This is a genomic window from Reyranella sp. GW821-FHT14A01 (assembly GCF_058803965.1).
This window is the reverse complement of sequence record NZ_JBXAPM010000001.1, coordinates 26,943-50,770: the sequence shown is the minus strand read 5'-3', so window position 1 is coordinate 50,770 and position 23,828 is coordinate 26,943. Positions and strand designations below refer to the sequence as shown.

The window sequence follows — 23,828 nt, the reverse complement described above, 5'->3', positions numbered from 1 at the left end:
ATTCGGGGCCTATGTAATTTGGGACAGTGGAGCGCCATCGTGGGAAATAACTACGACATCATCCTGATCGGGTTGGTCGCGGTCTTCTTGATCCTGCGGCTGCGGTCTGTGCTGGGCAAACGCACCGGCAACGAACAGCCGCCGGCCCGCGATCCTTTCACGCCGCCCGCCCCTCCGCCGGCAACACCGCGCGTGGGTGACTCCTCCCAAGGCAACGACAATGTCGTGCCGCTGCCGACGGCCAATGCGCCGGCGCCGCGCCAATCCTCGCCGACCAGCGGCCCCGGCGGCATTCGCGCGACCGTCATGCCGACGGCCACGGCGGGCGTCGCGGCCATTCGCGCCGCAGATTCCAGCTTCGAGCCGATCGGTTTCACCGGCGGCGCGCGTGCCGCCTTCACCGCCATCGTCGAGGCCTTCGCGCGGGGCGACACCGCAACGCTGAAGCCGCTGCTCGACAGCGCGACCTACACAAGCTTCGAGGCTGCCATCCGCGGCCGCATCGAGCGCAACGAGAAGGCCGAGACCACGCTGATCGGCTTCGAGGCGTCCGACATCGCCGCCGCCGAAATGCAGGGCACGAACGCCGCGGTCACGGTGCGGTTCGTCAGCGAGCAGATCAACGTCGTGCGCAATGCCGACAGCCAGATCATCGATGGCAATCCCAACGAAGTGCAGAAGGTCGTCGACCTTTGGACCTTCCGGCGCGACACGACGTCGGGCGATCCCAACTGGCAACTCGTGAAGACCGAGAGCGAAGGCTAAAGGGAGGCGTTTGCGGGAATGCGACGGAGCCTCCTTGCCGGTGGCCTGGCCTTGCTGGCCGCCGGTCTCCTCTCTGCTTGCGCCTCGACGCCCGGCTCCGCGCCCCAACAGCGCGTTTCGATGGAGCCGACCTCCTACAACGAGATCGCCGGCTGGGCCGAGGATCGCCACGCCGAGGCGCTCACGGCCTTCCGCCGCTCCTGTCCCAGGCTGACCGCCGGCCCCGACGTCAAGATCGCGACCGACGGCGGCGAGAAGACCATCACCACCGGCGAATGGGCCCGCATCTGTGAGGCGGCCGCCGCAGTGAAAGCCGGCGACGCCCGCGGCGCGCGCAATTTCTTCGAATCGAATTTCCGCCCCCTGATCGTCCAGGTGCAGGGCAAGTTCACCGGCTATTTCGAGCCCGAGCTGCGCGGCAGCAAGGTGCCGTCGCGCCTGTTCACCGTGCCGGTCTACCGCAAGCCAACCGATCTCACCGACCAGCCCTATTTCACGCGCGCCGAGATCGAAGCAGGTGCGTTGAAGGGCAAGGGCCTCGAGATCGCCTACGTGCAGGATCCGGTCGGCCTGTTCGAGGTGCAGGTCCAGGGCAGCGGTCGCATCCAGCTCGCCGAGGGCGGAACGATGACCCTGGGTTTCGACGGGTCCAACAACCGTCCCTACACGGCCATCGGCGCCGTGCTGGTCGAGATGGGCGTGATGAAGAAGGAAGACGCGACCTGGCCCGCGATCCGTGACTGGCTGAAGCGCAATCCGCAGCAGGCGCGCGACGTGATGCGCAAGAACGAGCGCTACATCTTCTTCAAGGACACCAAGACCTCCGCGCCGATCGGCGCCCAGGGCGTGCCGCTCACGGCCCAGCGCAGCATGGCGGTCGACCCGACGTTCACGCCTTACGGCACGCCGGTCTGGATCGACACGCGCCGCCCCGTCTACCGCAAGCCCGGCGCCACCGAGTCCTATCGCCGCCTGATGATCGGGCAGGATACGGGTGCGGCCATCAAGGGCCCGGCGCGCGGCGACGTGTTCTACGGGGGCGGCGCGCAGGCCGCCGACTGGGCCGGCCGCATGAACAGCGAAGGCCGCGCCATCGTTCTCGTTCCCAACAAGAGCTGAGCGGACTCAGCGCGCCAGCGGCGGTTCCTGGTCGGTCGGAATGCCGGCCGTGTGCCGATAGAGCGCCGCCAGACGGTTGAGGTAGGACGCGTCCTTGCCCAGCGCCAGGCTGCTGGCGCCCTCGGTCGCGCGCATCACCTGGTAATAGCCCCAGCCGCCGCCGCTCTGTCGCTCCAGGAAGAAGGCGGACTGCAGCGCGCCGGGTTCGAAGGCGGTGACGATGGCGATCTTCATCGCTGTCACGTTTTCCGTCGCCAGCACGATGCGGTCGGGGCGACGCTCGACCACGGAGAGACGATGGACCGTCCGACCGGCCCGGCCTGTCTCGAAATAATGGAAGGTGCGGCCGGCCTGCAGATCGCTGGGCGTGGGATCGGGCGCGGGTCCTCCGTCGACGCCCGCCAGCATCCCCGCCTGTGAGGCCAGCGGCTTCCACGCCTTGTCGGTGGTCGACCAGTATCGGATCGACGGCAGAGCCGACATCCGGGTCAGCCGGGCTGCGAGTTGGTCAGCGGAAACGGCCGACTGGACCTGACCAGCCAGGGCGGCGACCAGCCGTGTCCGGACGGGCGCCCAAGGCAGGCAGCCCGGCGGCTGCCAACCAAGGCTCTTGAGGTCGGCCTCCGTCCAGACTTGGGCGACTGGCGGCTGCCCTGGGGCGGGATAGGCGGGCGATGGGGCGCCTCCGCAGGGCGGCACCAGGGAGGGTGCCGCGGCGCGGCCAGGCGCCGGGATCAGCACCGATCCGGAAAGGGCCGACAGAAGAAGCGAGCGGCGGAACATGCCCGGCAACGGCATGGCCGGTGCAATCGTTGCCCGACCATCTTGCACGCCAATTTAGCCGCTGCCATGGTCGCTGCGTGTCCAGCTCGCCAGCCATTCCCGCCACCCGCCCGCGCCGCGTCGCGCTCTTCGTCACCTGTCTCGTCGACCTGTTCCGGCCGTTGGTCGGCTTCGCGGCGGTGAAGCTCCTCGAGGAGGCCGGCTGCACCGTCGACGTGCCGCCGCTCCAGGTCTGTTGCGGCCAGCCGGCCTACAATTCCGGCGACCGCGCCACGACCCGCGCCATCGCGGCCCAGGTCATCGACGCCTTCGAGGGCTACGACGCGGTCGTGGCGCCCTCGGGCTCCTGCGGCGGGATGCTGTCGCATCATTATCCCGGACTGTTCGACGACGATCCCGCCATGAAGGCGCGCGCGGAGAATCTCGCGGGCCGCAGCTTCGAGCTCATGTCGTTCTTGGTCGACGTGCTGGGCGTGAAGAAAGTCGCCGCGCGCTACGACGGCGCCGTCACCTATCACGATTCCTGTTCGGGCCTGCGCGAACTCGGCGTCAAGGAACAGCCGCGCGGTCTTCTGGGCACCGTGCAGGGACTGAAGATCCGCGAGATGAAGACCCCTGAAATCTGTTGCGGCTTCGGCGGCACGTTCTGCGTGAAGTATCCCGAAATCTCCAATGCCATGGTCGGCGAGAAGTCGGCCGACATCGCCACCACCGGCGCGGACACGCTGCTGGCCGGCGATCTCGGCTGCCTGATGAACATGGCGGGCAAGCTGCAACGCGAAGGCAGCCCCGTTCGGGTGCGCCACGTCGCGGAAGTGCTGGCCGGGATGGGCGACCTGCCGGCGATCGGCGAACCGGAGCGCGGCTGATGGAATCGACCGCTCACGCCTTCAAGGAGAATGTCGGCCACGCACTGGCCGATCCCAACCTGCAGGATTCGCTGGCCATGCTGAAGGTCGGCTTCTCCGAGCGCCGCCGGCAGGCGGCCGAACGCCTGCCCGAGTTCGAGGCGCTGCGCGACCGCGCGCGCGATATCAAGAACCACACGCTGGCCCATCTCGATTTCTATCTCGAGGAATTCGAGCGCAAGGTGGTCGGGCTGGGCGGCAAGGTGCATTGGGCGCCGACGGCCGCCGACGCGCGCCGCATCATCGCCGAGCTCTGCCAGAGCGTGAACGCTAAGACCGTCGCCAAATCGAAGTCGATGGTGGCCGAGGAGATCGCGCTCAACGAGCATCTCGAGGCGCTGGGCATCGCGCCGATCGAGACCGATCTCGGCGAGTACATCATCCAGCTGCGCAACGAGCCGCCCAGCCACATTATCGCGCCGGCCGTCCATCTCACCAAGGACCAGGTCGCCGACACCTTCCTGGAGCATCACGCCAAGCTCGGTTTCAACAAGCGGCTGACCGAGCGTAACGATCTCGTCGCCGAGGCGCGCTACGTGCTCCGGCAAAAGTTCCTCGATGCCGATGTCGGGCTGACCGGCGCCAACTTCCTGGTGGCCGAGACCGGCTCGTCGATGCTGGTGACCAACGAAGGCAATGCCGACCTCTCCAACACGCTGCCCAGGATGCACATCGTGCTGGCCAGCATCGAGAAGGTGATCCCCACGCTGGAGGACGCGGCGGTGCTGCTGCGCGTGCTGGCACGCTCGGCGACCGGCCAGGAATCCTCGGCCTATACGACCTTGAACACCGGACCGAAGAAGCGCGAGGATCTCGACGGGCCCGAGCAGTATCATGTGGTGCTGCTCGACAACGGTCGCTCTTCGGTGCTCGGCACCGAGATGCAGGACATCCTGCGCTGCATCCGCTGCGGCGCCTGCATGAACCATTGCCCGGTCTACGGCGCCGTCGGCGGTCACGCCTATGGCTGGGTCTATCCCGGTCCGATGGGCGCGGTGCTGACGCCGCAGCTCGTGGGCGTCGAGGAAGCAAGCAACCTGCCCAATGCGTCGACCTTCTGCGGCCGCTGCGAGAGCGTCTGCCCGGTACGCATCCCACTGCCGAAGCTGATGCGCCACTGGCGCGAACGCGAGTTCGAGAAGCACCTGACACCCAAGGCCGTCCGCCAGGGCCTCGCTTTGTGGAGCTTCGTCGCCCGCCGGCCCGCGCTCTACCGGCGGTTGACCGGCATCGCCAACCGCGTGCTGGCGCTGTTCGGCCGCGCCGACGGTCGCTACCAAGCGTTGCCGCTGGCCGGTGGCTGGACGCGCTTCCGCGACTTCCCCGCACCGCAGCCCGGCGGCACCTTCCACGCACGTTGGGCCAAGAGGAAGGCATGAGCGACGCGCGCACTCAGATTCTTGGCAACATCCGCCGCTCTCTGCGCCGTGGTGAGCTGACCGGCGAGGCCCGTGACGCCGTCGATGCACGTCTCGCCGCGCCGCCGCGCGGACCTTCGGTGGCGCGCGCACAGTTGCCGCAGCCCGAGAAGGTCGCGCTGTTCTGCCAGTGGGCCGAGACCCTCAACGCCACCGTGGCGAGGGTGGACGCAGCGGACGTGCCGGGTGAAGTGACTTCATATCTCGCGCGCAACAACCTGCCGGCGACCGTCGCGATGGCGCCCTCGCCGCTCCTCGAAGGCTATGACTGGGCGAGCCAGAAGATGCTTTCGATCCGGCGCGGCCGCGGCGAAGGCAGCGACCAGGTTTCGGTCACCGGCGCCTTTGCCGGCATCGCCGAGACCGGCACGGTCGTGATGGCGTCCGGACCCGACCATCCGGTGTCGCTGAATCTGTTGCCGGACACCCATGTGGTGGTGCTGCGCGAGAGCGACATCGTGGGCGGCTACGAGGATGTCTGGGGCCGCCTGCGCGCACGCTACGGCAAAAACCTGATGCCGCGCACCGTCAACACCATCACCGGCCCGTCGCGCACCGGCGACATCGAGCAGGCGATGGAACTGGGCGCCCACGGGCCGCGCCGCATGCACATCCTGGTGGTGCACGACTGATGGCTGCCGGCGGAGCCACCCCCGGTGAGCTGCGCCCCGGTGAACTCCGTGTTGTCGGCACGAGCGTGACGCGTGAAATCGAACTGCTGCTGGACCGGGTGGCCCAGACTGTCGGCAAGCGCTCGCCCCGCGTCCTGCAGGTGGGATCGCGTACCCTCGTGGCCGACCGCAACGTACGCAACTGGCGCAAGCTCGTCGCCAGGCGCTTCGGCACCAAGGCGCGCTTCGTCGGCCTCGACCTCGTCGAGGGCAGCAATGTCGACTGCGTCGCCGACATCTGCAGCGATCCGCGAACGCTGAAAGGCAAGCTCGGCGAGGAGCCGTTCGACCTCGCGATCTGCTGCCACGTACTGGAGCATACGCGCCATCCCGCGCGCGCGGCGCGCAACATCGAGCGGGCGCTGCGGCCCGGCGGGCTGGCCTATGTGGCGGCCGCCTGGTCGCAGGCCTTCCATGCCGCACCCGACGATTACTGGCGCTTCTCGGCACGCGGGCTGATGCTGCTGTTCGGGCAGCTCGAGATCGCCTCGTCGTTCTACAGCGGCGGCGATGTCGGCCTCGACGTCGCCTATCGCGTCGAGCGCGATGGCAAGCCTGAACTCGATCCGCGCGCCGGCGCCGTGGAACAGGGCCTCTTCCAGCTCGTCCTCGACCACGAGGACAATCGCGCCGTGCTGGCGCGCCAGGCGACCGAGCGCCTGCCGGTGTCGCGGACCTACCTGCCCGGCCTGTTCGTCAACCTGGTGGGCCGTCGCGCTTCCAAGTAGCGACACGCAACCCTACGCACAAAACAGGCGCACAAAAGAAAAGAGCGGGCTTTCGCCCGCTCTCTCCGATTTCCGGTTTGTCCTGCGACTAGAAGCGCAGATCCATACCGAGCAGCAGACCCCAGCTGTTGCCAGCGACGGCATTGCTCGGACCCGTAGCGTTGTAATACAGACCACCGCCGGTGACCTTCACGCCCGGCCCAAGCGCGTAGTTGATGCCGATCTCGAACTTGTCGACCGACTCCTGACCGAAGCGCAGGGCGCCGGTCTGGTTCTGCGAGAACGCCGCGGACGTGCTGGCCGGGGTGTTCAGGGTCTGCAGGTTCGTACCCGGAGCAATCGCGCCAACGGTCTGAGAGCCGTTGCCGTTGTTGTTGCGGGCGCCCATCCAGCCAGCCGACAGCTGCCACGGGCCGGTCTCGTACATGAGGCCTGCCGAGTAGTAGCGGGTGTCGTTGTTGCCGCCGGTGTAGTAGTTCGAGCCGAGACCGTTGTTGTCGATACCGATCGAGCCGCCGAGCGTGAAGCCCTTGAAGCCCAACTGCGCGCCGACAACCCAGTTCTTCCACGACGTCAGGTTGGCACCGGTCGTCATGTTGGCAGCAGCGGCGAACGGCTGGTTACCGGGCACGAACGAGGCGTAGAAGAACGCGCCGTACAGAGCGACGGTGACGTCACCGAACTTGTTCAGGTAGTTGGCGCCGACGTCGATCAGATCCTGGTAGGAGTAGTCGGCGGTCGGGCAGTTGTTGACGGACGTGGCGTTGTTATAGCCGCAGAAGCCAGCGCCCAGCGTCGCGGGGCCGGTACCGGCCGGGGTCCACTTCGGAGCGTAACCGATACCGATCTGCAGGCCCTGGAAGCGGGGCGTGAAGTAGTTGATACGGTTGCCGTCCTGCACCTGGGCTGCGTTGGTCTGCGCCGTGACCTTGAAGAAGGCCTTGTTGTTGGCGATGACCGAGGCGTTGGCCCACGTGAAGTTGGTGTTGTGCTGAATGGCGCCGAAGCCGATCAGGGCGGACGGCATACCATAGTACATGCGGTAGGTGGCGGGGTCGCGCGAACCCAGTTCGATGCGGCCCCAGTCGCCGAAGGCGAACAGGAAGGCTTCGTCGATCCACTGAGAGGCGGCGCCGTTGGTCACCGCACCAGCGGCGTTCGGCGTGGTCTGCGCGGCGTTCCAGGCTTCGAGTTCGACGTGCACGCCGACGGACGTGCCGTTGTCGAGCTTCGTCTGACCGATGAAGTGGATTTCGCCTTCCTGGATCAGGTTCAGACCCTTGTACTGCGTCCAAGTGCCGTTGGTCGCGTAGGTCGAGTCGATGCCACCGGCGATCGCGTAGAAGGTGTAGTAACCGCCCACACCGATCTTGATCGGGTCAGCGGCCATGGCCGGAGCGGCCACGAGCCCACCGACGACCAAGGCGGTCGAGCCCAATAGAAGCTTTTTCATCATTCTCCCTCTCATTGCTCAGAGACTGGTACGTAACCTAGACAAAGGCCTGCTCGATTAGGTGCGCCAGAATGCTTTCACGGCGCACCAATTCGACGATGGGAATAGACCACATCGCCAAAAGAAGGGTCAAGAAATGGTCGCCCCGCCGCTGCATTCTCTGCGTACGTGTGGCGCCTTTGTCACAATTTGGCACCCCATATTCACAATTCATTCTTGGCCCGCGCGACATTATCCGGCGGGATTCAGCCTAATCAGTCTTTAAGAGATACTTTCATAAAGATATAATAGTTTCTGTTAAGGACTTTGTGCCCCTGCTCGCGAGACTCTTGTAATCAATCCAGGTGCCGAATATGGTTTCGCCGCTTCCGGAGCTGCTTGAAAGGCGACGAGCAGTCCAACCAAATTTGCGACGGCACGCGCGCCGTGTAATAGGGTCGCCGACATGGACAAGATTGTAGATTTGATCCGCCCTCGCATCCTTCTTGCCGGTTTCATTGCCTTTGGCCTTGCCCTTGCGGGCTGCAGCGAAGGGGGTACGGGCGTGAGGGAGACGGCGAGCGGTCCCTCGGGCGACCGCAGCAAGCGCGACCTCAACCAGGGCATCGGCGGCCGCACCCAGGAGACCGGCAGCCTGTTCGGGCCCGGCGGCCTGTTCGGCTCCAAGAGCGACAAGAAGGACGACACCGGCACCGGCGTGGCGGTGAACGCCTATCTGTGGCGGGCGTCGCTCGACACCATCAATTTCATCCCGCTGGTCTCGGCCGATCCGTTCGGCGGCGTCATCATCACCGACTGGTACACCCCGTCGGAGACGCCCAACGAGCGCATGAAGGTGCAGGTCACCATCCTCGACCGCGAACTGCGGGCCGACGGCGTGCGTGTCTCGGTCTTCAAACAACAGACCAGCCCCAAGGGCGGCAACTGGGTCGACGCCCAGGTCGACCCGCGCACCAACATCGACATCGAGAACGCGATCCTCACGCGCGCCCGCCAGCTTCGCATCGCCGGCGGGTCCTGAGACGGCTCTCCTCTCTGTCAAAAGCTTGACGTGAGAGGCCGCAGCGGGCATCCGCTGCGGCCTCAGTCTTTTCTGGGAACACCCTTTTTCGGGAAGATCTCCGTGTCGTCGACGCAAGCCGCACCCACCGTGCGCTACAATTTCACCGAAACCGAGAGCAAGTGGCAGAAGGTCTGGGAAGATCGCCAGACCTTCAAGGCCGCGATGGATAGAGCGCGGCCGAAATACTATGTGCTCGAGATGTTCCCCTATCCATCGGGGCGCATCCACATGGGCCACGTGCGCAACTACACGCAGGGCGACGTGATCGCCCGCTACAAGCGCGCCAAGGGCTTCAACGTCCTGCATCCGATGGGCTGGGACGCGTTCGGCCTGCCGGCCGAGAACGCCGCCATGGAGAAGAAGGTCCATCCCAAGAAGTGGACCTACGAGAACATCGCCACGATGAAGAAGCAGCTGAAGTCGATGGGCCTGTCCCTCGACTGGAGCCGCGAGCTGGCGACCTGCGACCCGACCTACTACCGCCACCAGCAGAAGATGTTCCTCGACTTCTGGAAGGCCGGTCTCGCCTACCGCAAGGAGGCCTGGGTCAACTGGGATCCCGTCGACAACACGGTGCTCGCCAACGAGCAGGTGATCGAGGGCAAGGGCTGGCGCACCGGCGCGCCGGTCGAGCGCCGCAAGCTCACCCAGTGGAACCTCAAGATCACGCACTTCGCCGACGAGCTGCTGAGCCGCCTCGACACGCTCGACCGCTGGCCCGAGAAGGTGCGCCTGATGCAGGCGAACTGGATCGGCAAGAGCCGCGGCGCGCGCGTCTTCTGGGAACTGACCGACGCTTCGGGCGCCGATCACGGCAAGCTCGAGATCTTCACGACGCGTCCCGACACGCTGTTCGGCGCCTCGTTCATGGCGCTGTCGGCCGAGCATCCGCTGGTCCAGGGCCTCGCCGCGAGCGATCCCGGCCTGCAGCACTTCGTTGCCGAATGCCGCAAGACCGGCACCGCGGCCGCCGAGGTCGAGACCGCCGAGAAGCAGGGCTACAAGCTGCCGCTGCTGGCGAAGCATCCGCTGATGCCGGGCAAGACCGTGCCGGTCTTCGCCGCCAACTTCGTGCTGATGGAATACGGCACGGGCGCGATCTTCGGCTGTCCGGGCCACGACGAGCGCGACCATGAGTTCGCGACCAAGTACGGCCTGCCGATCCTCCAGGTCGTGGCGCCGGCCGATGGCAAGACGCTCGACATCGCCGCCGCGCCCTATGTCGAGGACGGCGTCATCGTGAACTCCGAGTTCCTCGATGGGCTGGGCGTCGAGGACGCGAAGGCCAAGGTGATCGCGCGCCTGGAGGAGATGGGCGTCGGCAAGGGCACGACGCAGTATCGCCTGCGCGACTGGCTGGTCTCGCGCCAGCGCTATTGGGGCTGCCCGATCCCGGCGATCCATTGCGAAAAGTGCGGCGTCGTGCCGGTGCCGGAGAAGGACCTGCCGGTGAAGCTGCCGGATGACGTGACGTTCGATCGTCCCGGCAATCCGCTCGACCGCCACCCGACCTGGAAGCATGTCGATTGCCCGACCTGCGGCGGCAAGGGACGGCGCGAGACCGACACGTTCGACACCTTCATCGATTCGAGCTGGTACTTCGATCGCTTTACGTCGCCGCAGCTCGAGACGGCGCCGTTCGATCGCGAGGAGAACCAGTACTGGATGCCGGTCGATCAATATATCGGCGGCGTCGAGCACGCGATCCTGCACCTGCTCTATTCGCGCTTCTGGACGCGCGCGATGCGAGAAGTGCAGATGACCAGCCGCGACGAGCCGTTCGACGGTCTCTTCACCCAGGGCATGGTCTGCCATGAGACCTATCGCGCGAGCGACGGGACCTGGCTGACGCCCGAGGAAATTGCGCGCGACGGCGGCAAGGTCGTCCGCCTCTCCGACAAGAGCCCGGTCGAGGTCGGCCGCTCGGAGAAGATGTCCAAGTCGAAGAAGAATGTCGTCGACCCGGACGAGATCATCCGCGACTACGGCGCCGACACCGCGCGCTGGTTCATGCTGTCCGACAGTCCGCCCGAGCGCGACCTCGAATGGACCGAGGCCGGCGTCACCGGCGCCTGGCGTTTCCAGCAGCGCCTGTTCCGCATCGCCTCGGAGGCGATCGAGGTGCTGCCGGCGATCGGCACGCCGAAGCCCGCGACCTTCTCGGACGCGGCCGTCGCGCTGCGCCGCGCCGCGCACAAGTCGATCGCCGGCCTCTCGGCCGACATCGAGGCCTTCCACTTCAACAAGGCCGTCGCTCGTCTCTACGAGTTGGCCAACACGATCGATTCGGTCGAGGCCAAGGACGACTCGACGCGCTGGGCACTGCGCGAGGCGCTGGAGATCTTCGTGCGCCTGATCGGCCCGATGACGCCGCATCTCGCGGAAGAACTCTGGCATTCGCTCGGCCACAAGAGCCTGCTGGCCGACGCGCCGTGGCCGCTTCCCGAGGACGCGCTGCTGGTCGACGACACGGTCACCGTCGCGGTGCAGTTGAACGGCAAGCTGCGCGGCACCATCGCGCTCGCCAAGGACGCACCCAAGGACGCGGCGGAAGCCGCGGCCCTGGCGCTGCCCGAACTCGTGCGCGGCCTCGACGGCAAGACGCCCAAGCGGGTAATCGTCGTGCCGAACCGTATCGTCAACGTCGTGGTTTAGGGTTCCCCAAAACCCAGGAAGGCCGGACAACATGGCACGCAAGCCGAACTACGACTTCGAACGCCGCGAACGCGAACGTCTCAAGGCCATCAAGGTCGCCGAGAAGGCCGAAGCCAAGCGTGTTGCCCGCGAGCGCGCCAAGCTGAGCGAGGGCGGTGAAACGCCCGAGGACGAGAGCAAGCCTGCGTGAAGATCGAGGCCCGCCAGGTCGAAGCCTTCCTGAAGAAGCCGGACCCCAAGGTCCGGGCCGTGGTCATCTACGGCAATGACGACGGGCTGGTCGCCGAGCGTGCCGTGGCGCTCGCCAAGTCGATCTGCGAGGACCTCAAGGATCCGTTCCGCGTCGTCGACATCTCGGGCGACGCGCTGAAGCAGGATCCGGCGCGGCTGGCCGACGAGTTCGGCGCCCTGTCGATGATGGGCGGCCGCCGCGTGATCCGCGTACGGCCGGCCGGCGAGGAATCCGTCGCCGCGCTCGAGAACCTGGTCGAGGCGGTCGCCGGCGATGCGCTGATCATCGTCGAGGCCGGCAACCTGACGCCGCGCTCCAACCTCCGCACCCTCGCCGAAACCGAGGCGACGCTGGCCGCCATGCCCTGCTACATGGACAACGAGGCGGCACTCGAAGGCCTCGTCGAGAGTTCGGCGCGCGCCCAGGGCATGAACGTCGACCCGGACGCGCTGGAATGGATCGTCGAACGGCTGGGCGGCGATCGCGGCCAGACACGCGGCGAGATCGACAAGCTGCTGCTCTACAAGGGCACCGACGCCGGCAAGACCATCACCCTGGAAGATGCGATGGCCGTGCTGGGCGACACGGCCTCGATCGGCATCGACGACGTGATCGCCGCGACCTTCGACGGTGAGCTGGTGGCGCTCGATCGCGCGCTCGACCGCGTCTTCGCCGAGGGCGGCAATCCGGTGCAGCTCGTGCGCTCGCTGCAGCGCCATGCCGACCAGCTTCATCTCGTATCTGGACACGCCGCCAAGGGCGGCAATCTCGAAGGGGCGATGTTCAAGGCGCGCGGCCTGCCGCGCGGCGGTCCGGTGCGCCAGCGCTTCGAGCGGCATCTGCGGACGTGGCCGTTGCCGCGCCTCAGCGCGGCATTATCGACGATCCTGGAAGCCGAGATCGAATGCAAGCGCACCGGCTTGCCTGACGAGGCGATTGCGCGTCGCCTCTGTCTCCGCCTGAGCCAGGCCGCGCGTTCGTCAAAGGCGCGGCGTTAGGCTTCTACTTGCCGGTCGGAACGAGCGGAATGGCCGCCTGTGGCGACAGGACGAGGAAGGTGAAGCTTTCCTCGATGTAGAGGCGCACGCGTTCGGTGTCGTGTTCGAGATAGCCGATCGAGAAATCCTGGCCGACCGTCAGCTCGAAGTCGCCGCCGCGCAATGAGATCACAAGGCCGCCGTCGAGGCCGGGCGCGGCATAGACGTCGCCGTCGATCAGGCGCTGCACGTGGCTCAGGATCGGATAGCCGCCGTCGGTGCGCGCCTGGAGATCCTTGTAGAGCTGCTCACTCAGCACGACGGCGAACGGGCCGTCGACACCTTCGTCGCGCAGCTTCTTCAGCGCCGCGGCGACGGCATCGGGATAGTCGGCGTGGCTGGTGCCCAGCGCCACCGACTGACCTTTCTGCGCCTCGCAGATGCCGGTAATCTGGGCGGCCTTGTAGCCGTGGAAGATGGCGCGGTCCTCGGCGATGGCGATCTCGCGCGCCGCTGCCGTCACCGAATCGAGGTCGGGATCGCGCGCGCCGCGATCGATCGCGTCGAGCTCGGCGCGGGTCACCTCGAAGGGAATGCGCAATTCGACCAGCGGCTGAATGCGGCGCAGGAGCGCCCGCACGTTGCTGCCACCGGGGGGCGATGCGATCGGATCGGCGCGGCCCAGCTCGACATCGGACGCGCCCCAACCCAGAGGCCCCCGGAAATCGACGACACGACGCGCGGCCAGCAGCGCGCTCAGCGTGCGCTTGGCTTCCTTCTCGATCTCTTCCCAGCCGGCTTCGGTGATGGGTGCGCGGTCGCGAAACAAATGGTTCTTCATAGTGTCACCGGCTCGACTTCTTGCGCAGGCTGCCGATCCCGAGGCTGCCGTCCGATTCAGAGGCCGACTCGGCTTCACCGCCGCCCTTGATCATGGTGGCCTCGATCTCGGTGATCGGGCCTTCCTTGAACAGGAACGTCCGGAGATGCTCGTCGAGTTTCGGATCGTTGCGCCGCAACCATTCGAGGGCCATCGCGGCGTGTTCCTTCTCCTCGTCGCGATTGTGCTCGAGGATGGATCGCAATTCGGTGTTGGCGGTGGCCTTGGCGCGCTGGTCGTACCAGTCGACGGCCTCCAGCTCTTCCATGAGCGAGACGATCGCGCGATGGCGATCGATGACCTCGGGGCCAAGCTTGGCCGGGTCTTCGTGTAGCGTTTCACTGGACATGCGCGCGACAACGCATGGCGCACGCGGAAGTTCCTCCGGGTTAGGGGACCGAGCGAAAAAACCGCCTGCGGGTAGAGAAAACCGGCCCTGCCAATCGTCTTATCTAGGACGGTGCCGGGAGCGGTCTTTGCGGACGTGTGCATATTGGGCGGTAAGCTGACATGGAGCCGACGTTTCGAGCGTCCATGAACTGGCTGCACACATGGGCAGGCGTGATCCTGGGCGGGCTGTTGTTCGCCATCTTCTGGATGGGCACCTTGTCGGTCTTCGATCGCGAGATCGACCTCTGGATGAAGCCGATGGCGCGCGTGGACGGGTCCCGGCCCGTCGCAGCCGATGGCCTTGCACGCGAACTGCAGCCCCTCGTCGGCGGCGCGGTTCAGTGGTTCATCTTCTTCCCGACCGAGCGGGAGCCGATGATTCGAATCGGCTATCGCAGCGCCCGCGGACCGTTCATGCGGCGCAACGCCGATCCGGCGACCATGGCGCTGCTCCCCGAGGACGGGACGCTGGCCGGCACCAGGTTCATCTTCCCGTTCCACTACAGTCTCCACATCAGCCTCTGGTCGCTGGGCTACTGGATCGTCGGGCTCGCGGCGATGTTCATGATGGCGCTTTGCGTGTCGGGCGTGGTGATCCACCGCAAGATCTTCGCGGAATTCTTCACGTTCCGCGCCAACAAGAAGCCGCGCCGGCTCCTGCTCGATCTCCACAATGTCGCCGGTGTCCTGGGTCTGCCCTTTCATTTCATGATCACCCTGTCGGGCCTGATCATCTTCTTCTCCATCTACTTTCCCGCGACGACGGATTTCGCCTATGGCGGCGACCGGCGGGCCTTCAACCAGGAAGCGTTCGGAAACTTCAGCCGCCCGAAAGCGAATGCACCCGCTGCCGCGCCGGTATCGCTGGATGGCCTGCTGGCGGAGGCCTCGCGCCGATGGGATGGCGGGAGGCCTTATTTCCTGCGGGTCTGGCATCCGGGCGATGCCAATTCCTACGTCGAGATACGCCGGGCTTTCGACGACCAGGTCACGATGATCCTCGACGCCCTGTTCTTCGACTCCGCAACCGGCGAACTCCTGTATGCCTCCTCGATCGCGCCGGTCCTGACCGCGCAGCGCTTCATCTCCGGCCTGCATTTCATCCAGTTCCGCCACTGGACCTTGCGCTGGGTCTACTTCGGGCTGGGGTTGACGGGCTGCCTGCTGATCGCGACGGGCTATCTGTTCTGGCTGGAATCGCGACGCAGGAAGCACGCTCAGTTGGGACTGCGCGGTGTGCGCGTGGTCGAGGGCCTCGCCATTGGCTCGGTGACCGGCATCGTCATCGCGACGCTCGCCTTCTTCATCGCGAACAGGTTGCTGCCGCTCGATGCGACATGGCTCGGGCAGGAGCGTGCCGCCCTCGAGGTCTGGACCTTCTATCTCGTCTGGCTCGCGACCTTCGCCCATGCCTGGCTGCGGCCGGGCAGGGCCTGGCTCGAACAATGCTGGGCGATCGCCGCGTTTGCGGTCTCCGCCGTCGCGCTCAACTGGTTGACGACGGGGCACCATCTCGGCCGCAGCCTTGCCCAGCCGCATCTGCACGCCATCGCCGGCATGGATCTGCTGTTATTGCTCGGCGCAGGATTGGCGGCGCTTGCCGCTCATCGGCTCCGGCGCCGGGTCATATCCGGTGGCGGAAGCGGCGTGCGGATCAGGCTGACCTGATCACCGACGCATCGAGAACTGGACCGGTATGACCAGTCTCAGCGTCTCGCCGGGCTGATCCTGCGGCAAAGGCGGCAGAGGTTCGGCACGCGTCAGCAGTTCCAGGCCCTCACGGTCGAGAGCGGCGTTGCCGGCGCTGCGCTCGATGCGGGCGTTCAGGATCCTTCCATCGCGGGTCATCGTGAAGAGAACGTAGGTGACGCCCTCTCGCCGATGGCGTTGCTCGTCCGGTGGATAGCGCTTGTGCTTTTCGAGATGGCGAAGGAGCTGGGACTTCCAGGTCGGGAGCGCAGCCGACTGCCGGTCCATGGACATGCCCAAGGTGGGCGCGGCGGTGGCAGGAACCTCATCGGAGGAGGGCGACGGCGCGGCTTTCGCTTCGCGTGGTGGCTTCTCCGGCTTTTTGTCGGGCGGCTTCTTCTGGGTTTGAGGGCGTGTCGACGTCGTGGGCGAGGGTTGGTGTACCGTCACCGACGCCAGGGCAGGCGGCAGCAGCTCGACGGGCGGCGGTGGCTCCGGCTCGGGGATCATCTCGCTGAGGTCGGGAACGGGAAGGGCATCGGGCTCCGCCACCGGCGCAAGCGGGGACAGTTCCAGCAGGATGGCAGCCGGCGGCTCGGCGCTCGGGGTCGGCGGGGAGGGCGGCGGCGGCTCGACAGCGAGCGCAAACAAAGCCGAGTGCGCCGAAAGCACCAGCACGAAACTTCCGGACCAACGGAGGATTTCGTTGAAAGCCAACGCACACGCCCTCGTTCAACGGGCGGCGGCTTCCGCATTCAGGTCTGCGACGCTAGGTTAATTGAGAATAATTATCAATAACTGAAGTGTGAGCTCAGCGTGCGAGTAGCGATCCGGGCGCAACGACGGGTTTCCCGAAGCGTTCCTGTTACCCCGAACATCCGACGGAGGAAAAAGTGCGCGCTCTGGGTTACCTGCTGACCGCCTCGATCCTGCTCGCCGGATGCGCCTCCGTGCCGATGGCCGGTCCCGCGGCGGACGCCGAGGGCAAGCGCTTCGATCCGCCGGCGCCGGGTCAAGCCGTTCTCTATCTTTACCGAAGCTCCCTGCTGGGATCCGAGGTCGCCTTCTCGCTTGCCGACAATCAGCAGCCGATCGGCTCGCTGGCGGACAAGACCTGGATACGTGTGGAGGTCGCGCCCGGCCAGCACGTGATCACCTGCAGCGCACCCAGCTACGCACCGATGACGCAGACGCCGGCCCAGGCGGCCGTCGTCAACCTGGCGCCGGGCGAGACGCGCTATCTCGAAGTCGATGTGTGGCCTGGGCTGCCGCTCAATCCGCGCTGCAAGGCGACCGAGGTGTCGGCCGATCAGGGCCGCGCCGGCGTCACCGGCGGCAATCGCGCCATCGCATCGGGCAGCTAGGTCGACGCGGACTGTCGATCGAGAAATCCCAGCAACAGGGCGTTGAAGGCGGCGGGCTCGGTGACGTTGAGTCCGTGGCCGCCATAGGGCGCCACGTCGAGTGTGGCGTCGGACAGTCGTGCGGCCAACGCCTCGGACTGGCTGCAGGGCACCAGGATATCGTCGCGCGCGGCCGACAGGAGAATGGGCAATCGCAGCGCGTCGAGATGCGGCGTCGCGTCGAAGCGCAACAGCGCCTCGATGCGGCGCAGCAGGTTGTTGCTCCCTTGAAAGCCCGACAGCGCATGGGCGTCCTCCGCCACCATGCGCTCGGCATTCGCCGCCAGCCAGGTTGCGGGATAGAGGAAGATCGGCTGGGCGCGGACATAGGCTTCGGGCCCGGCGCCCTTCAGCAACGCGACGCGAATCTCGAAGCAGCGCCGCGTATGAGCATCGGCCGTCGCCCATCCGTTGATGACAGTCAGCGAACGCACGCGATCCGGATGGCGCAGAGCGAGGTCGATGCCGGCGAGACCGCCCAGCGCGTGGCCGACGAAGTGACAGCTCTTCGTCGATGTCGCATCGAGAATCTCTAGGACCTCGTCGGCCATGTCGGAGATGGCATAGCCCGCTGGAAGCTGGGTCGCGCGGGCGCGTCCGGTGCCGCGCTGATCGTAGGTGATGACGCGATAGCGCGTCGTAAGGACCGCGAGTTGAGGCGCCCAGTAGCCGGCCGCACCGCCAAGGCCTGACGAGAGCAATACGGTCTCGGCATCCGGCCGCTCGCAAGCGTGAACGTCGAAGGTCACGTCTTGCCGATATGCGCGACGGTGGCGATCTCGATCAGCGCGTCCTTCTTAACCAGGCCGCACTGGATGCAGTAGCGCGCCGGCTTGTCGCCCGGGAAATACTGCGCATAGACCGCGTTGATCGCGGCGTAGTGCGCCCAGTCGGTGAGGAAGATCGAGTTGAAGGTGACGTCGGCCATCGTCCCGCCGGCGGCTTCGATCACCGACTGAATGGTCTCCAGCACATGATGCGTCTGCGCCGTCGGATCGCCGACGTGCACGACGTTCGTCTCGGCATCGAGCGGCAGCGTGCCGGAAACGTAGACGATGCCGTCGGCCACGACGCCCGGCGAATAAGGTGCCAGGGTCTTGCCGGTGCCGGGCGGGATCACGGGCTTCATGGGCATCGGTCTTATCCTTCCGTCTTGAGAGCAGGAGACGCATTGGCCTGCAGAGCGGTGCGGAACGCATCGACCGATGACACCCAGCCGAAGAAGCTCTCGATGTTGAACAGCGACGCCTTCTGGATGTAGTCGGGCCCGGCATGATGCGTCGCGTCGTGCAGGACGATGCCGAAATATTCGAGGAAGAAACCGTCGCGCAGAGTCGACTCCACGCAGACATTGGTGGCGACGCCGGTAAAGACCAGCGAGCGTATGCCGCGGGCGCGCAGCACACTGTCGAGGTTGGTGTTGTAGAAGGCGCTGTAGCGCGGCTTGGAGATGACGATGTCGCCCTTTTGCGGCGGCAGCGCCTCGACCAGCTCGTAGTCCCAGCCGCCCTTGGCCAGCAGCTTGCCGTACAGCTCCGGCTTGGCGCGCATCGTCTTCATCGCATTCGACTTGTGCCAGTTGGGCGAGCCCGGCCCGCCCGCTTCGACATAGTCGGGATCCCAGCCGTTCTGGAAATAGATCACGGGAATGCCGGCGGCGCGCGCCGCCGCGGCGGCCTCGCGGATCTTCTCGATGGCGGGCGCAGCGCCCGAAATGTCGAAGCCCGCGAGGTCGAGATAGCCGCCGGGCGAGGCATAGGCGTTCTGCATGTCGACGATGATCAGCGCGGTTTCCGACGGCTTGATCAGCATCGGCTCCGGCCGCGCCTCGAGCAGGCGTGCGTCGGGATCGTCGGGCGAAAAGTAACTGACGGGCTTTGTCATGCTCTCAAAATCTCCCGGTGCCGTGGGGCCGCTCCGGGAGAGGCCAGCAAGAACCTGACCAGATCGGGCGGGTGCTAGCGCCGCGTGAGCTTGTCGACGACCGTGTCGAGCTGGTCGAAGTCGCGAATCTCGAGCGTGAGGACGCTCTGCTCGCCAAGGCCGCGCAGGGCGAGGTCGACCTTGAGTCCGAGCGCCTCCTCGAGGCGCTTCTCCAACGCCCGCGTATCGGCGCTCTTCGGTCCGCCGCCGCTCGCGGCCCCGCTCTTCGCCTTGGCGCCACCAGCTACCTTGGATGGCTTCTTCGTATCGCCGGCGAGGCGTTCGAGATCGCGCACCGTCAGCTTCTCGGACACGGCGCGTTTCGCCATCGCGAGCGGGTCAGGTACACCGATCAGTGTACGGGCCTGACCCGCAGAGAGCTCGCCCTCGCGGACCATGTCCTGGACCGCCGCCGGCAGGTCGAGCAGGCGGATCGTATTGGCGACATGGGGCCGGCTTCGGCCCATCATGCGCGCGATCTCCTCTTGGGTGTGGCTGTATTCGTCGATCAGGCGCCGGTAGCCCTGCGCCTCGTCGATAGGCGTGAGGTCGGAACGCTGCAGGTTCTCGACCAGGCCGATCTGCAGGGCATCCTGGTCGTCGATGGTGCGGATGACGACGGGTACGTCGTGAAGTTGGGCCTTTTGCGCCGCCCGCCAGCGCCGTTCGCCGGCGATGATCTCGTAGCTGTCGGCGGCATCGCGCAGGGGACGTACAAGGATGGGTTGCAGAAGACCGTATTCCTTGACCGACTCGACCAGCATCTCGATGCCCTCGAAGCTGGTGCGCGGCTGCATCTTGCCGGGCCTGAGCTGGCCGATCGGCAGGGTGAGCGGCGGCAGCTTGCCGGGCGAGGGACGCGCGCTTTCAGTTTCGGTCGGCGCGGCCTGTACAACCGCCGGCGGTAGCGGCGACGCAGCGGGTGCGGCGGACGTCACGGCCGAGGCGACTTCGTCGTCCCCCAGCAGGGCGGAGAGGCCGCGGCCGAGGCCGCGCGGCTTGGGTGCTTGGCTCATGGGACAACTGCCTGTTCTGCGGCGGTGCGCCGGCGGCGGATGAACTCGCTCGCCAGCAGGATGTAGGCCTGCGATCCGGCGCAGGCATTGTCGTAGATCAGCACGGGCATGCCGTGCGAGGGCGCTTCAGCGATGCGGACGTTGCGCGGGATGGTTGTGCCAAAGACCAGCTCGCCGTAATGCGCACGCACGTCGGCCACGACCTGCTGGCTCAAGGTCATGCGGCGGTCGACCATGGTCAGGACCACTCCGAAGATGCGCAACTTGGGGTTGAGTCTCTTCTTGACCCGCTCGATCGTGTTGCCCAGCGCGCCAATGCCCTCGAGCGCCAGGAACTCCGCTTGCAGCGGGACCAGCACGGCGTCGACCGCAACCAGCGCGTTCAGGGTGACGAGACCGAGCGAGGGCGGGCAATCGATCAGGACGATCGTCCAGCGCTGGCGGGCGTCATTGCCGGGAGCGGCCAGAGAATCGGTCAGCCGATGCTCGCGGCGCTCCAGGTCGATCAGCTCGATCTCGGCGCCGGCCAGCTGGCCCGCCGCCGGCATGATGTCCAGGCCGGGGATCTGGGTGGCACGCACCGACGCATCCATCGGGTTGAGGCCCAACAGGAATTCGTACGAACCGGGTGAGCGCTCATTCCTGCCTACGCCCAGGCCCGTCGAGGCATTCCCTTGGGGATCAAGGTCTATCAAAAGGACCTTCTCGCCGACGGCCGCCAGGGCCGTGGCAAGGTTGATCGCCGTCGTCGTCTTACCGACGCCGCCCTTCTGGTTGGCGATCGCGAAGATCTGCGGCGGCGGAATAGGGGCCGATTCTGAGGAGGACGGCGTCACGGTCGGTTACGCTCGCAAATGCTTCCGGGGAAAAGTCCCACTTCTTCTTGGCCTCGTCCACCTCGGCCTGCCAGTCCTTCCCCTTGTGGAAAAGACAAATAGCGGTATCCATCCTGTGGCGGTCGGACCATTCCAGCAACTGGGCTAGCGGTGCCAGCGCCCGGGCGGTGACGACCTCGGCATTTGCCGGGGGCGCCATCTCGATCCGCTTGATGACAAGCTTCGGCTGTTTCGCCAGCCCCATCTTGCGGCCGGCTTCCCCCAGGAAGGCCGCTTTCCGGGCATCGGATTCGATCAGGGTAACATCGAGATCTGGCCGCATCGCCGCGATGACGAGCCCCGGGAATCCGCCGCCACTTCCCAGATCGGCCAGCGCTTTCGCCTCGGCAGGTATAAGGGGAACCACTTGGGCCGAATCGAGGATGTGCCGCTTCCACGCCCCGTCCAAAGTCGTCTTTCCCACCAGATTGATGGCCTTCTGCCATTTCTCCAGGGTCTCGACGAGGATTTCCAACTGACGGCGTGTTTCACGTGAAACATCGTCCAGCAGGTCTGCCATATCAGGCCGCCCGACGTCGGACGTGTTTCAGGAGGGCCACCAATGCGGCCGGCGTGACTCCCGAGATTCTCGCGGCCTGACCTAAGGTGGCCGGCCGGTTGGCCTCAAGTTTCTGCCGGACCTCCGTCGAGAGGCTACCGATGGCGCCGTAGTCCAGATCGCCAGGTAGGGCCAAAGCCTCGTCCCGGCGATAGGCGGCGATGTCGCCCCGCTGGCGGCTGAGGTACCCCTCGTACCGGGAATCGATGGTCAACTGTTCCGCGACCTCGGCCGATACGGTTCCGAGTTCCGGCCAGAGGCCGGTGAGCCGGGTCCAATCGATCTCGGGGTAGGCCAAGAGATCCAGGGCCGACCGGGCGACACCGTCCTGATTGATGGCAATGCCACGCTTGGCCAAGGCAGAAGGACTGATCTTCAAACCAGCGGCCAGAACCCGAGCCGCTTCCAGCGACTGATGTTTCACGTGAAACATCGCCATCCGCTCGGCCCCGACGCAACCGATCTCCACGCCCCGCGGCGTCAGACGCTGGTCGGCATTGTCGGCGCGGAGCCAGAGCCGATACTCCGCGCGCGACGTGAACATCCGGTAGGGCTCGGTCACCCCAAGGGAGACGAGGTCGTCGATCAGGACACCGATGTATCCATCGGCACGGTCGACCACGAACGGCTTTGCCAGCGCTGCATTCAGTCCGGCGATCAGACCCTGTGCGGCCGCTTCCTCGTACCCCGTCGTGCCGTTGATCTGCCCGGCCATATAAAGACCCGGCACACGGCGCGTCTCCAGGGTCGCGTTCAGCTCCCGCGGATCGATATGGTCGTACTCGATGGCGTAACCCGGCCGCAGCATCTCGGTCCGCTCCAGCCCCGGAATGGTCTGAAGCATCGCCAGCTGAACGTCCTTCGGGAGCGAGGTCGAGATGCCGTTGGGATAGACGGTGAAATCGTCCAACCCCTCGGGCTCCAGAAAGATCTGATGCCGGTCGCGCTGGCCGAACCGGACGACCTTGTCCTCGATCGAGGGGCAGTAGCGCGGCCCGACACTCTCGATCTGGCCCGAGTACATCGGCGCCCGGTGAAGGTTGGCGCGAATGATCTCGTGCGTCGCCGCTGTGGTCGTCGTGATGTGACAAGGGACCTGCGGCGTGGTGATACGGTCCGTCAGGTACGAGAACGGGCGGGGCGGATCATCGCCGTCCTGCTGCTCAAGCGCGGCATAGTCGATCGTGCGGCCGTCGAGCCGCGCCGGCGTCCCGGTCTTGAGACGGCCGAGCTTGAACCCGAGCCGGTTCAACGTTTGCGCAAGAGCCGTCGACGGCTCCTCGACCCCATCGCCGCGCACACGGCCGGCCGGGATCTTTGTCTCACCCATATGAATCAGGCCGCGCAGGAACGTGCCCGTGGTCAGAATCACACGGCCGGCACCGATCTCGGCGCCCGACTCGGTGACAACGCCCGCACACGTGCCAGTTGTATCAATAATAATATCTGCAACCGCGTCGGCGCGGATCTCAAGATTCGCCTGTTCCGCCAGCAACGCCTGGATGGCCTGACGGTAAAGCTTCCGGTCGGCCTGAGCGCGCGGTCCGCGTACCGCCGGGCCCTTGGAGAGGTTGAGTGTCCGGAACTGGATGCCGCCGCGGTCGATCGCCCGGCCCATGATCCCGTCCAGCGCGTCGATCTCGCGGACCAGATGGCCCTTGCCGAGCCCGCCGATCGCCGGATTGCACGACATCTCGCCAATCGTCTCGACCCGGTGGGTTAAAAGCAGGGTGCGCGCACCAAGGCGCGCTGACGCGGCTGCGGCTTCGCAGCCGGCATGGCCGCCACCGACCACGATGACATCATATGAAGAAGCCCGCATGGCGGGCCATTTACGCTTCCAGCCTGCGCCGGTCGAGTCCGCTCCGCTGTAGCACGCCTGCCACAGGGCCCGCCCATCGCAGCCACAGGATCGCCAAATTCTTGACGGACGGCGCCCCGTTGCCTAACGAGTGTGCATCGACGGTCCTCCTTAACCGGAGGCTAACAGGGAATGCCGTGTCGCTCCTTCGGGGGCTAATCGGCAGCTGTACCCGCAGCTGTAAGCGGCGAGCGACTGCCCCAGCGTCACTGGACCAATGAGTCTGGGAAGACGGGCAGGAGCTGCGACCCGCGAGCCAGAAGACCTGCCGGCGATAGCGTCGCTCTTCCGATGGACGGGACAATCCAACGGGACGGTCAACCGAGCGGTGACGCGCCTTGTGCGTGTTCTGTTTTGGGGAGATCCGTCGATGACGCCGATCCAGAGAATCCTGTCTGGCCTTTTCTTGCTATCGTCTGCCTTGGCGCCCCTGGCGGCCCACGCCCAGACCGAACCGGAC

General features: G+C 66.1%; 24 protein-coding genes and 1 riboswitch. Of the genes, 12 read left to right on the top strand and 12 right to left on the bottom strand.

What is annotated here, in order from left to right:
* The first annotated feature begins 39 nt into the window (after nt 1-39).
* Nucleotides 40-765, top strand: coding sequence for a Tim44/TimA family putative adaptor protein (locus AC1ROX_RS00240; RefSeq protein WP_493121300.1), 726 nt, complete (start codon nt 40-42; stop codon nt 763-765).
* Between the two features lie 18 nt (nt 766-783).
* Nucleotides 784-1,884, top strand: coding sequence for a murein transglycosylase A (mltA, locus tag AC1ROX_RS00235; RefSeq protein WP_493121298.1), 1,101 nt, complete (start codon nt 784-786; stop codon nt 1,882-1,884).
* Nucleotides 1,885-1,890: 6 nt separating this feature from the next.
* Here the strand turns inward: mltA and AC1ROX_RS00230 are convergent, their stop codons facing one another.
* Nucleotides 1,891-2,682 carry a DUF6675 family protein gene (locus tag AC1ROX_RS00230; RefSeq protein ID WP_493121296.1) on the bottom strand — a complete coding sequence of 264 codons (792 nt, stop codon included), beginning with the start codon at nt 2,680-2,682 and terminating at the stop codon, nt 1,891-1,893.
* A gap of 62 nt (nt 2,683-2,744) precedes the next feature.
* Here AC1ROX_RS00230 and AC1ROX_RS00225 point away from each other — a divergent pair, with 62 nt between their 5' ends.
* From AC1ROX_RS00225 to AC1ROX_RS00210, 4 genes are read left to right on the top strand one after another with little or no spacing between them, the layout of a single operon-like run.
* Entirely contained in the window at nt 2,745-3,536 is a 792-nt protein-coding gene (locus AC1ROX_RS00225; RefSeq protein WP_493121294.1) for a (Fe-S)-binding protein, read from the top strand.
* Nucleotides 3,536-4,954 (top strand): LutB/LldF family L-lactate oxidation iron-sulfur protein, encoded by a 1,419-nt coding sequence (locus tag AC1ROX_RS00220; protein WP_493121292.1) that lies wholly within the window; start codon nt 3,536-3,538, stop codon nt 4,952-4,954. The genes AC1ROX_RS00225 and AC1ROX_RS00220 overlap by 1 nt, the downstream gene beginning before the upstream one ends.
* The gene (locus AC1ROX_RS00215) at nt 4,951-5,625 is read left to right on the top strand and encodes a LutC/YkgG family protein (RefSeq protein WP_493121290.1); all 675 of its coding nucleotides are present in this window, start codon (nt 4,951-4,953) and stop codon (nt 5,623-5,625) included. The genes AC1ROX_RS00220 and AC1ROX_RS00215 overlap by 4 nt, the downstream gene beginning before the upstream one ends.
* A complete protein-coding gene (locus tag AC1ROX_RS00210) occupies nt 5,625-6,392 on the top strand; it encodes a methyltransferase domain-containing protein (RefSeq protein WP_493121288.1) in 768 nt (255 codons plus the stop codon). Before AC1ROX_RS00215 ends, AC1ROX_RS00210 begins: the two co-directional genes overlap by 1 nt.
* Nucleotides 6,393-6,480: 88 nt before the next feature.
* On the opposite strand, the gene AC1ROX_RS00205 is transcribed toward AC1ROX_RS00210, so the two are convergent.
* A complete protein-coding gene (locus AC1ROX_RS00205) occupies nt 6,481-7,848 on the bottom strand; it encodes a porin (RefSeq protein ID WP_493121286.1) in 1,368 nt (455 codons plus the stop codon).
* A gap of 541 nt (nt 7,849-8,389) precedes the next feature.
* Here AC1ROX_RS00205 and AC1ROX_RS00200 point away from each other — a divergent pair.
* The 4 genes from AC1ROX_RS00200 (at nt 8,390) to holA (ending at nt 12,793) form a co-directional block, all read left to right on the top strand.
* Nucleotides 8,390-8,866, top strand: a complete 477-nt coding sequence (locus AC1ROX_RS00200; protein ID WP_493121284.1) for a DUF3576 domain-containing protein — start codon at nt 8,390-8,392, stop codon at nt 8,864-8,866.
* A 102-nt stretch (nt 8,867-8,968) separates the two neighbouring features.
* Nucleotides 8,969-11,563 carry a leucine--tRNA ligase gene (gene leuS / locus AC1ROX_RS00195; RefSeq protein ID WP_493121282.1) on the top strand — a complete coding sequence of 865 codons (2,595 nt, stop codon included), beginning with the start codon at nt 8,969-8,971 and terminating at the stop codon, nt 11,561-11,563.
* A 31-nt stretch (nt 11,564-11,594) separates the two neighbouring features.
* Nucleotides 11,595-11,753, top strand: a complete 159-nt coding sequence (locus tag AC1ROX_RS00190) for a hypothetical protein (RefSeq protein WP_493121281.1) — start codon at nt 11,595-11,597, stop codon at nt 11,751-11,753.
* The gene (gene holA / locus AC1ROX_RS00185) at nt 11,750-12,793 is read left to right on the top strand and encodes a DNA polymerase III subunit delta (RefSeq protein WP_493121279.1); all 1,044 of its coding nucleotides are present in this window, start codon (nt 11,750-11,752) and stop codon (nt 12,791-12,793) included. The genes AC1ROX_RS00190 and holA overlap by 4 nt, the downstream gene beginning before the upstream one ends.
* A gap of 4 nt (nt 12,794-12,797) precedes the next feature.
* Here holA and AC1ROX_RS00180 read toward each other — a convergent pair whose 3' ends face one another.
* Nucleotides 12,798-13,613 carry a family 1 encapsulin nanocompartment shell protein gene (locus AC1ROX_RS00180; protein ID WP_493121277.1) on the bottom strand — a complete coding sequence of 272 codons (816 nt, stop codon included), beginning with the start codon at nt 13,611-13,613 and terminating at the stop codon, nt 12,798-12,800.
* Between the two features lie 4 nt (nt 13,614-13,617).
* Nucleotides 13,618-14,001, bottom strand: coding sequence for an encapsulin-associated ferritin-like protein (locus AC1ROX_RS00175; RefSeq protein WP_493121275.1), 384 nt, complete (start codon nt 13,999-14,001; stop codon nt 13,618-13,620).
* 185 nt (nt 14,002-14,186) lie between these two features.
* Between AC1ROX_RS00175 and AC1ROX_RS00170 the strand changes: the two genes are divergently transcribed.
* Nucleotides 14,187-15,710, top strand: coding sequence for a PepSY-associated TM helix domain-containing protein (locus AC1ROX_RS00170; RefSeq protein WP_493121273.1), 1,524 nt, complete (start codon nt 14,187-14,189; stop codon nt 15,708-15,710).
* Here AC1ROX_RS00170 and AC1ROX_RS00165 read toward each other — a convergent pair whose 3' ends face one another.
* Nucleotides 15,711-16,409 (bottom strand): energy transducer TonB, encoded by a 699-nt coding sequence (locus AC1ROX_RS00165; protein WP_493121271.1) that lies wholly within the window; start codon nt 16,407-16,409, stop codon nt 15,711-15,713.
* A gap of 215 nt (nt 16,410-16,624) precedes the next feature.
* On the opposite strand from AC1ROX_RS00165, the gene AC1ROX_RS00160 reads away from it, so the two are divergent.
* A complete protein-coding gene (locus AC1ROX_RS00160; RefSeq protein ID WP_493121269.1) occupies nt 16,625-17,095 on the top strand; it encodes a hypothetical protein in 471 nt (156 codons plus the stop codon).
* On the opposite strand, the gene rutD is transcribed toward AC1ROX_RS00160, so the two are convergent.
* The 7 genes from rutD to mnmG form a co-directional block, all read right to left on the bottom strand.
* Nucleotides 17,092-17,883 (bottom strand): pyrimidine utilization protein D, encoded by a 792-nt coding sequence (rutD, locus tag AC1ROX_RS00155; protein WP_493121267.1) that lies wholly within the window; start codon nt 17,881-17,883, stop codon nt 17,092-17,094. The two genes, AC1ROX_RS00160 and rutD, sit on opposite strands and share 4 nt — an antisense overlap.
* Nucleotides 17,880-18,269, bottom strand: a complete 390-nt coding sequence (gene rutC / locus AC1ROX_RS00150) for a pyrimidine utilization protein C (RefSeq protein WP_493121265.1) — start codon at nt 18,267-18,269, stop codon at nt 17,880-17,882. The genes rutD and rutC overlap by 4 nt, the downstream gene beginning before the upstream one ends.
* A gap of 5 nt (nt 18,270-18,274) precedes the next feature.
* Nucleotides 18,275-19,018 carry a pyrimidine utilization protein B gene (gene rutB / locus AC1ROX_RS00145; RefSeq protein WP_493121263.1) on the bottom strand — a complete coding sequence of 248 codons (744 nt, stop codon included), beginning with the start codon at nt 19,016-19,018 and terminating at the stop codon, nt 18,275-18,277.
* A 74-nt stretch (nt 19,019-19,092) separates the two neighbouring features.
* A complete protein-coding gene (locus AC1ROX_RS00140) occupies nt 19,093-20,073 on the bottom strand; it encodes a ParB/RepB/Spo0J family partition protein (RefSeq protein ID WP_493121261.1) in 981 nt (326 codons plus the stop codon).
* On the bottom strand, nt 20,070-20,909 hold the full coding sequence (locus tag AC1ROX_RS00135) for a ParA family protein (protein WP_493121259.1): 840 nt from the start codon (nt 20,907-20,909) through the stop codon (nt 20,070-20,072). Before AC1ROX_RS00135 ends, AC1ROX_RS00140 begins: the two co-directional genes overlap by 4 nt.
* The gene (gene rsmG / locus AC1ROX_RS00130) at nt 20,827-21,468 is read right to left on the bottom strand and encodes a 16S rRNA (guanine(527)-N(7))-methyltransferase RsmG (RefSeq protein ID WP_493121257.1); all 642 of its coding nucleotides are present in this window, start codon (nt 21,466-21,468) and stop codon (nt 20,827-20,829) included. Before rsmG ends, AC1ROX_RS00135 begins: the two co-directional genes overlap by 83 nt.
* Before the next feature lies 1 nt (nt 21,469).
* Nucleotides 21,470-23,329, bottom strand: coding sequence for a tRNA uridine-5-carboxymethylaminomethyl(34) synthesis enzyme MnmG (mnmG, locus tag AC1ROX_RS00125; protein ID WP_493121255.1), 1,860 nt, complete (start codon nt 23,327-23,329; stop codon nt 21,470-21,472).
* Between the two features lie 124 nt (nt 23,330-23,453).
* A riboswitch (cobalamin riboswitch) is annotated at nt 23,454-23,655 on the top strand.
* The last annotated feature ends 173 nt before the right edge of the window (nt 23,656-23,828 follow it).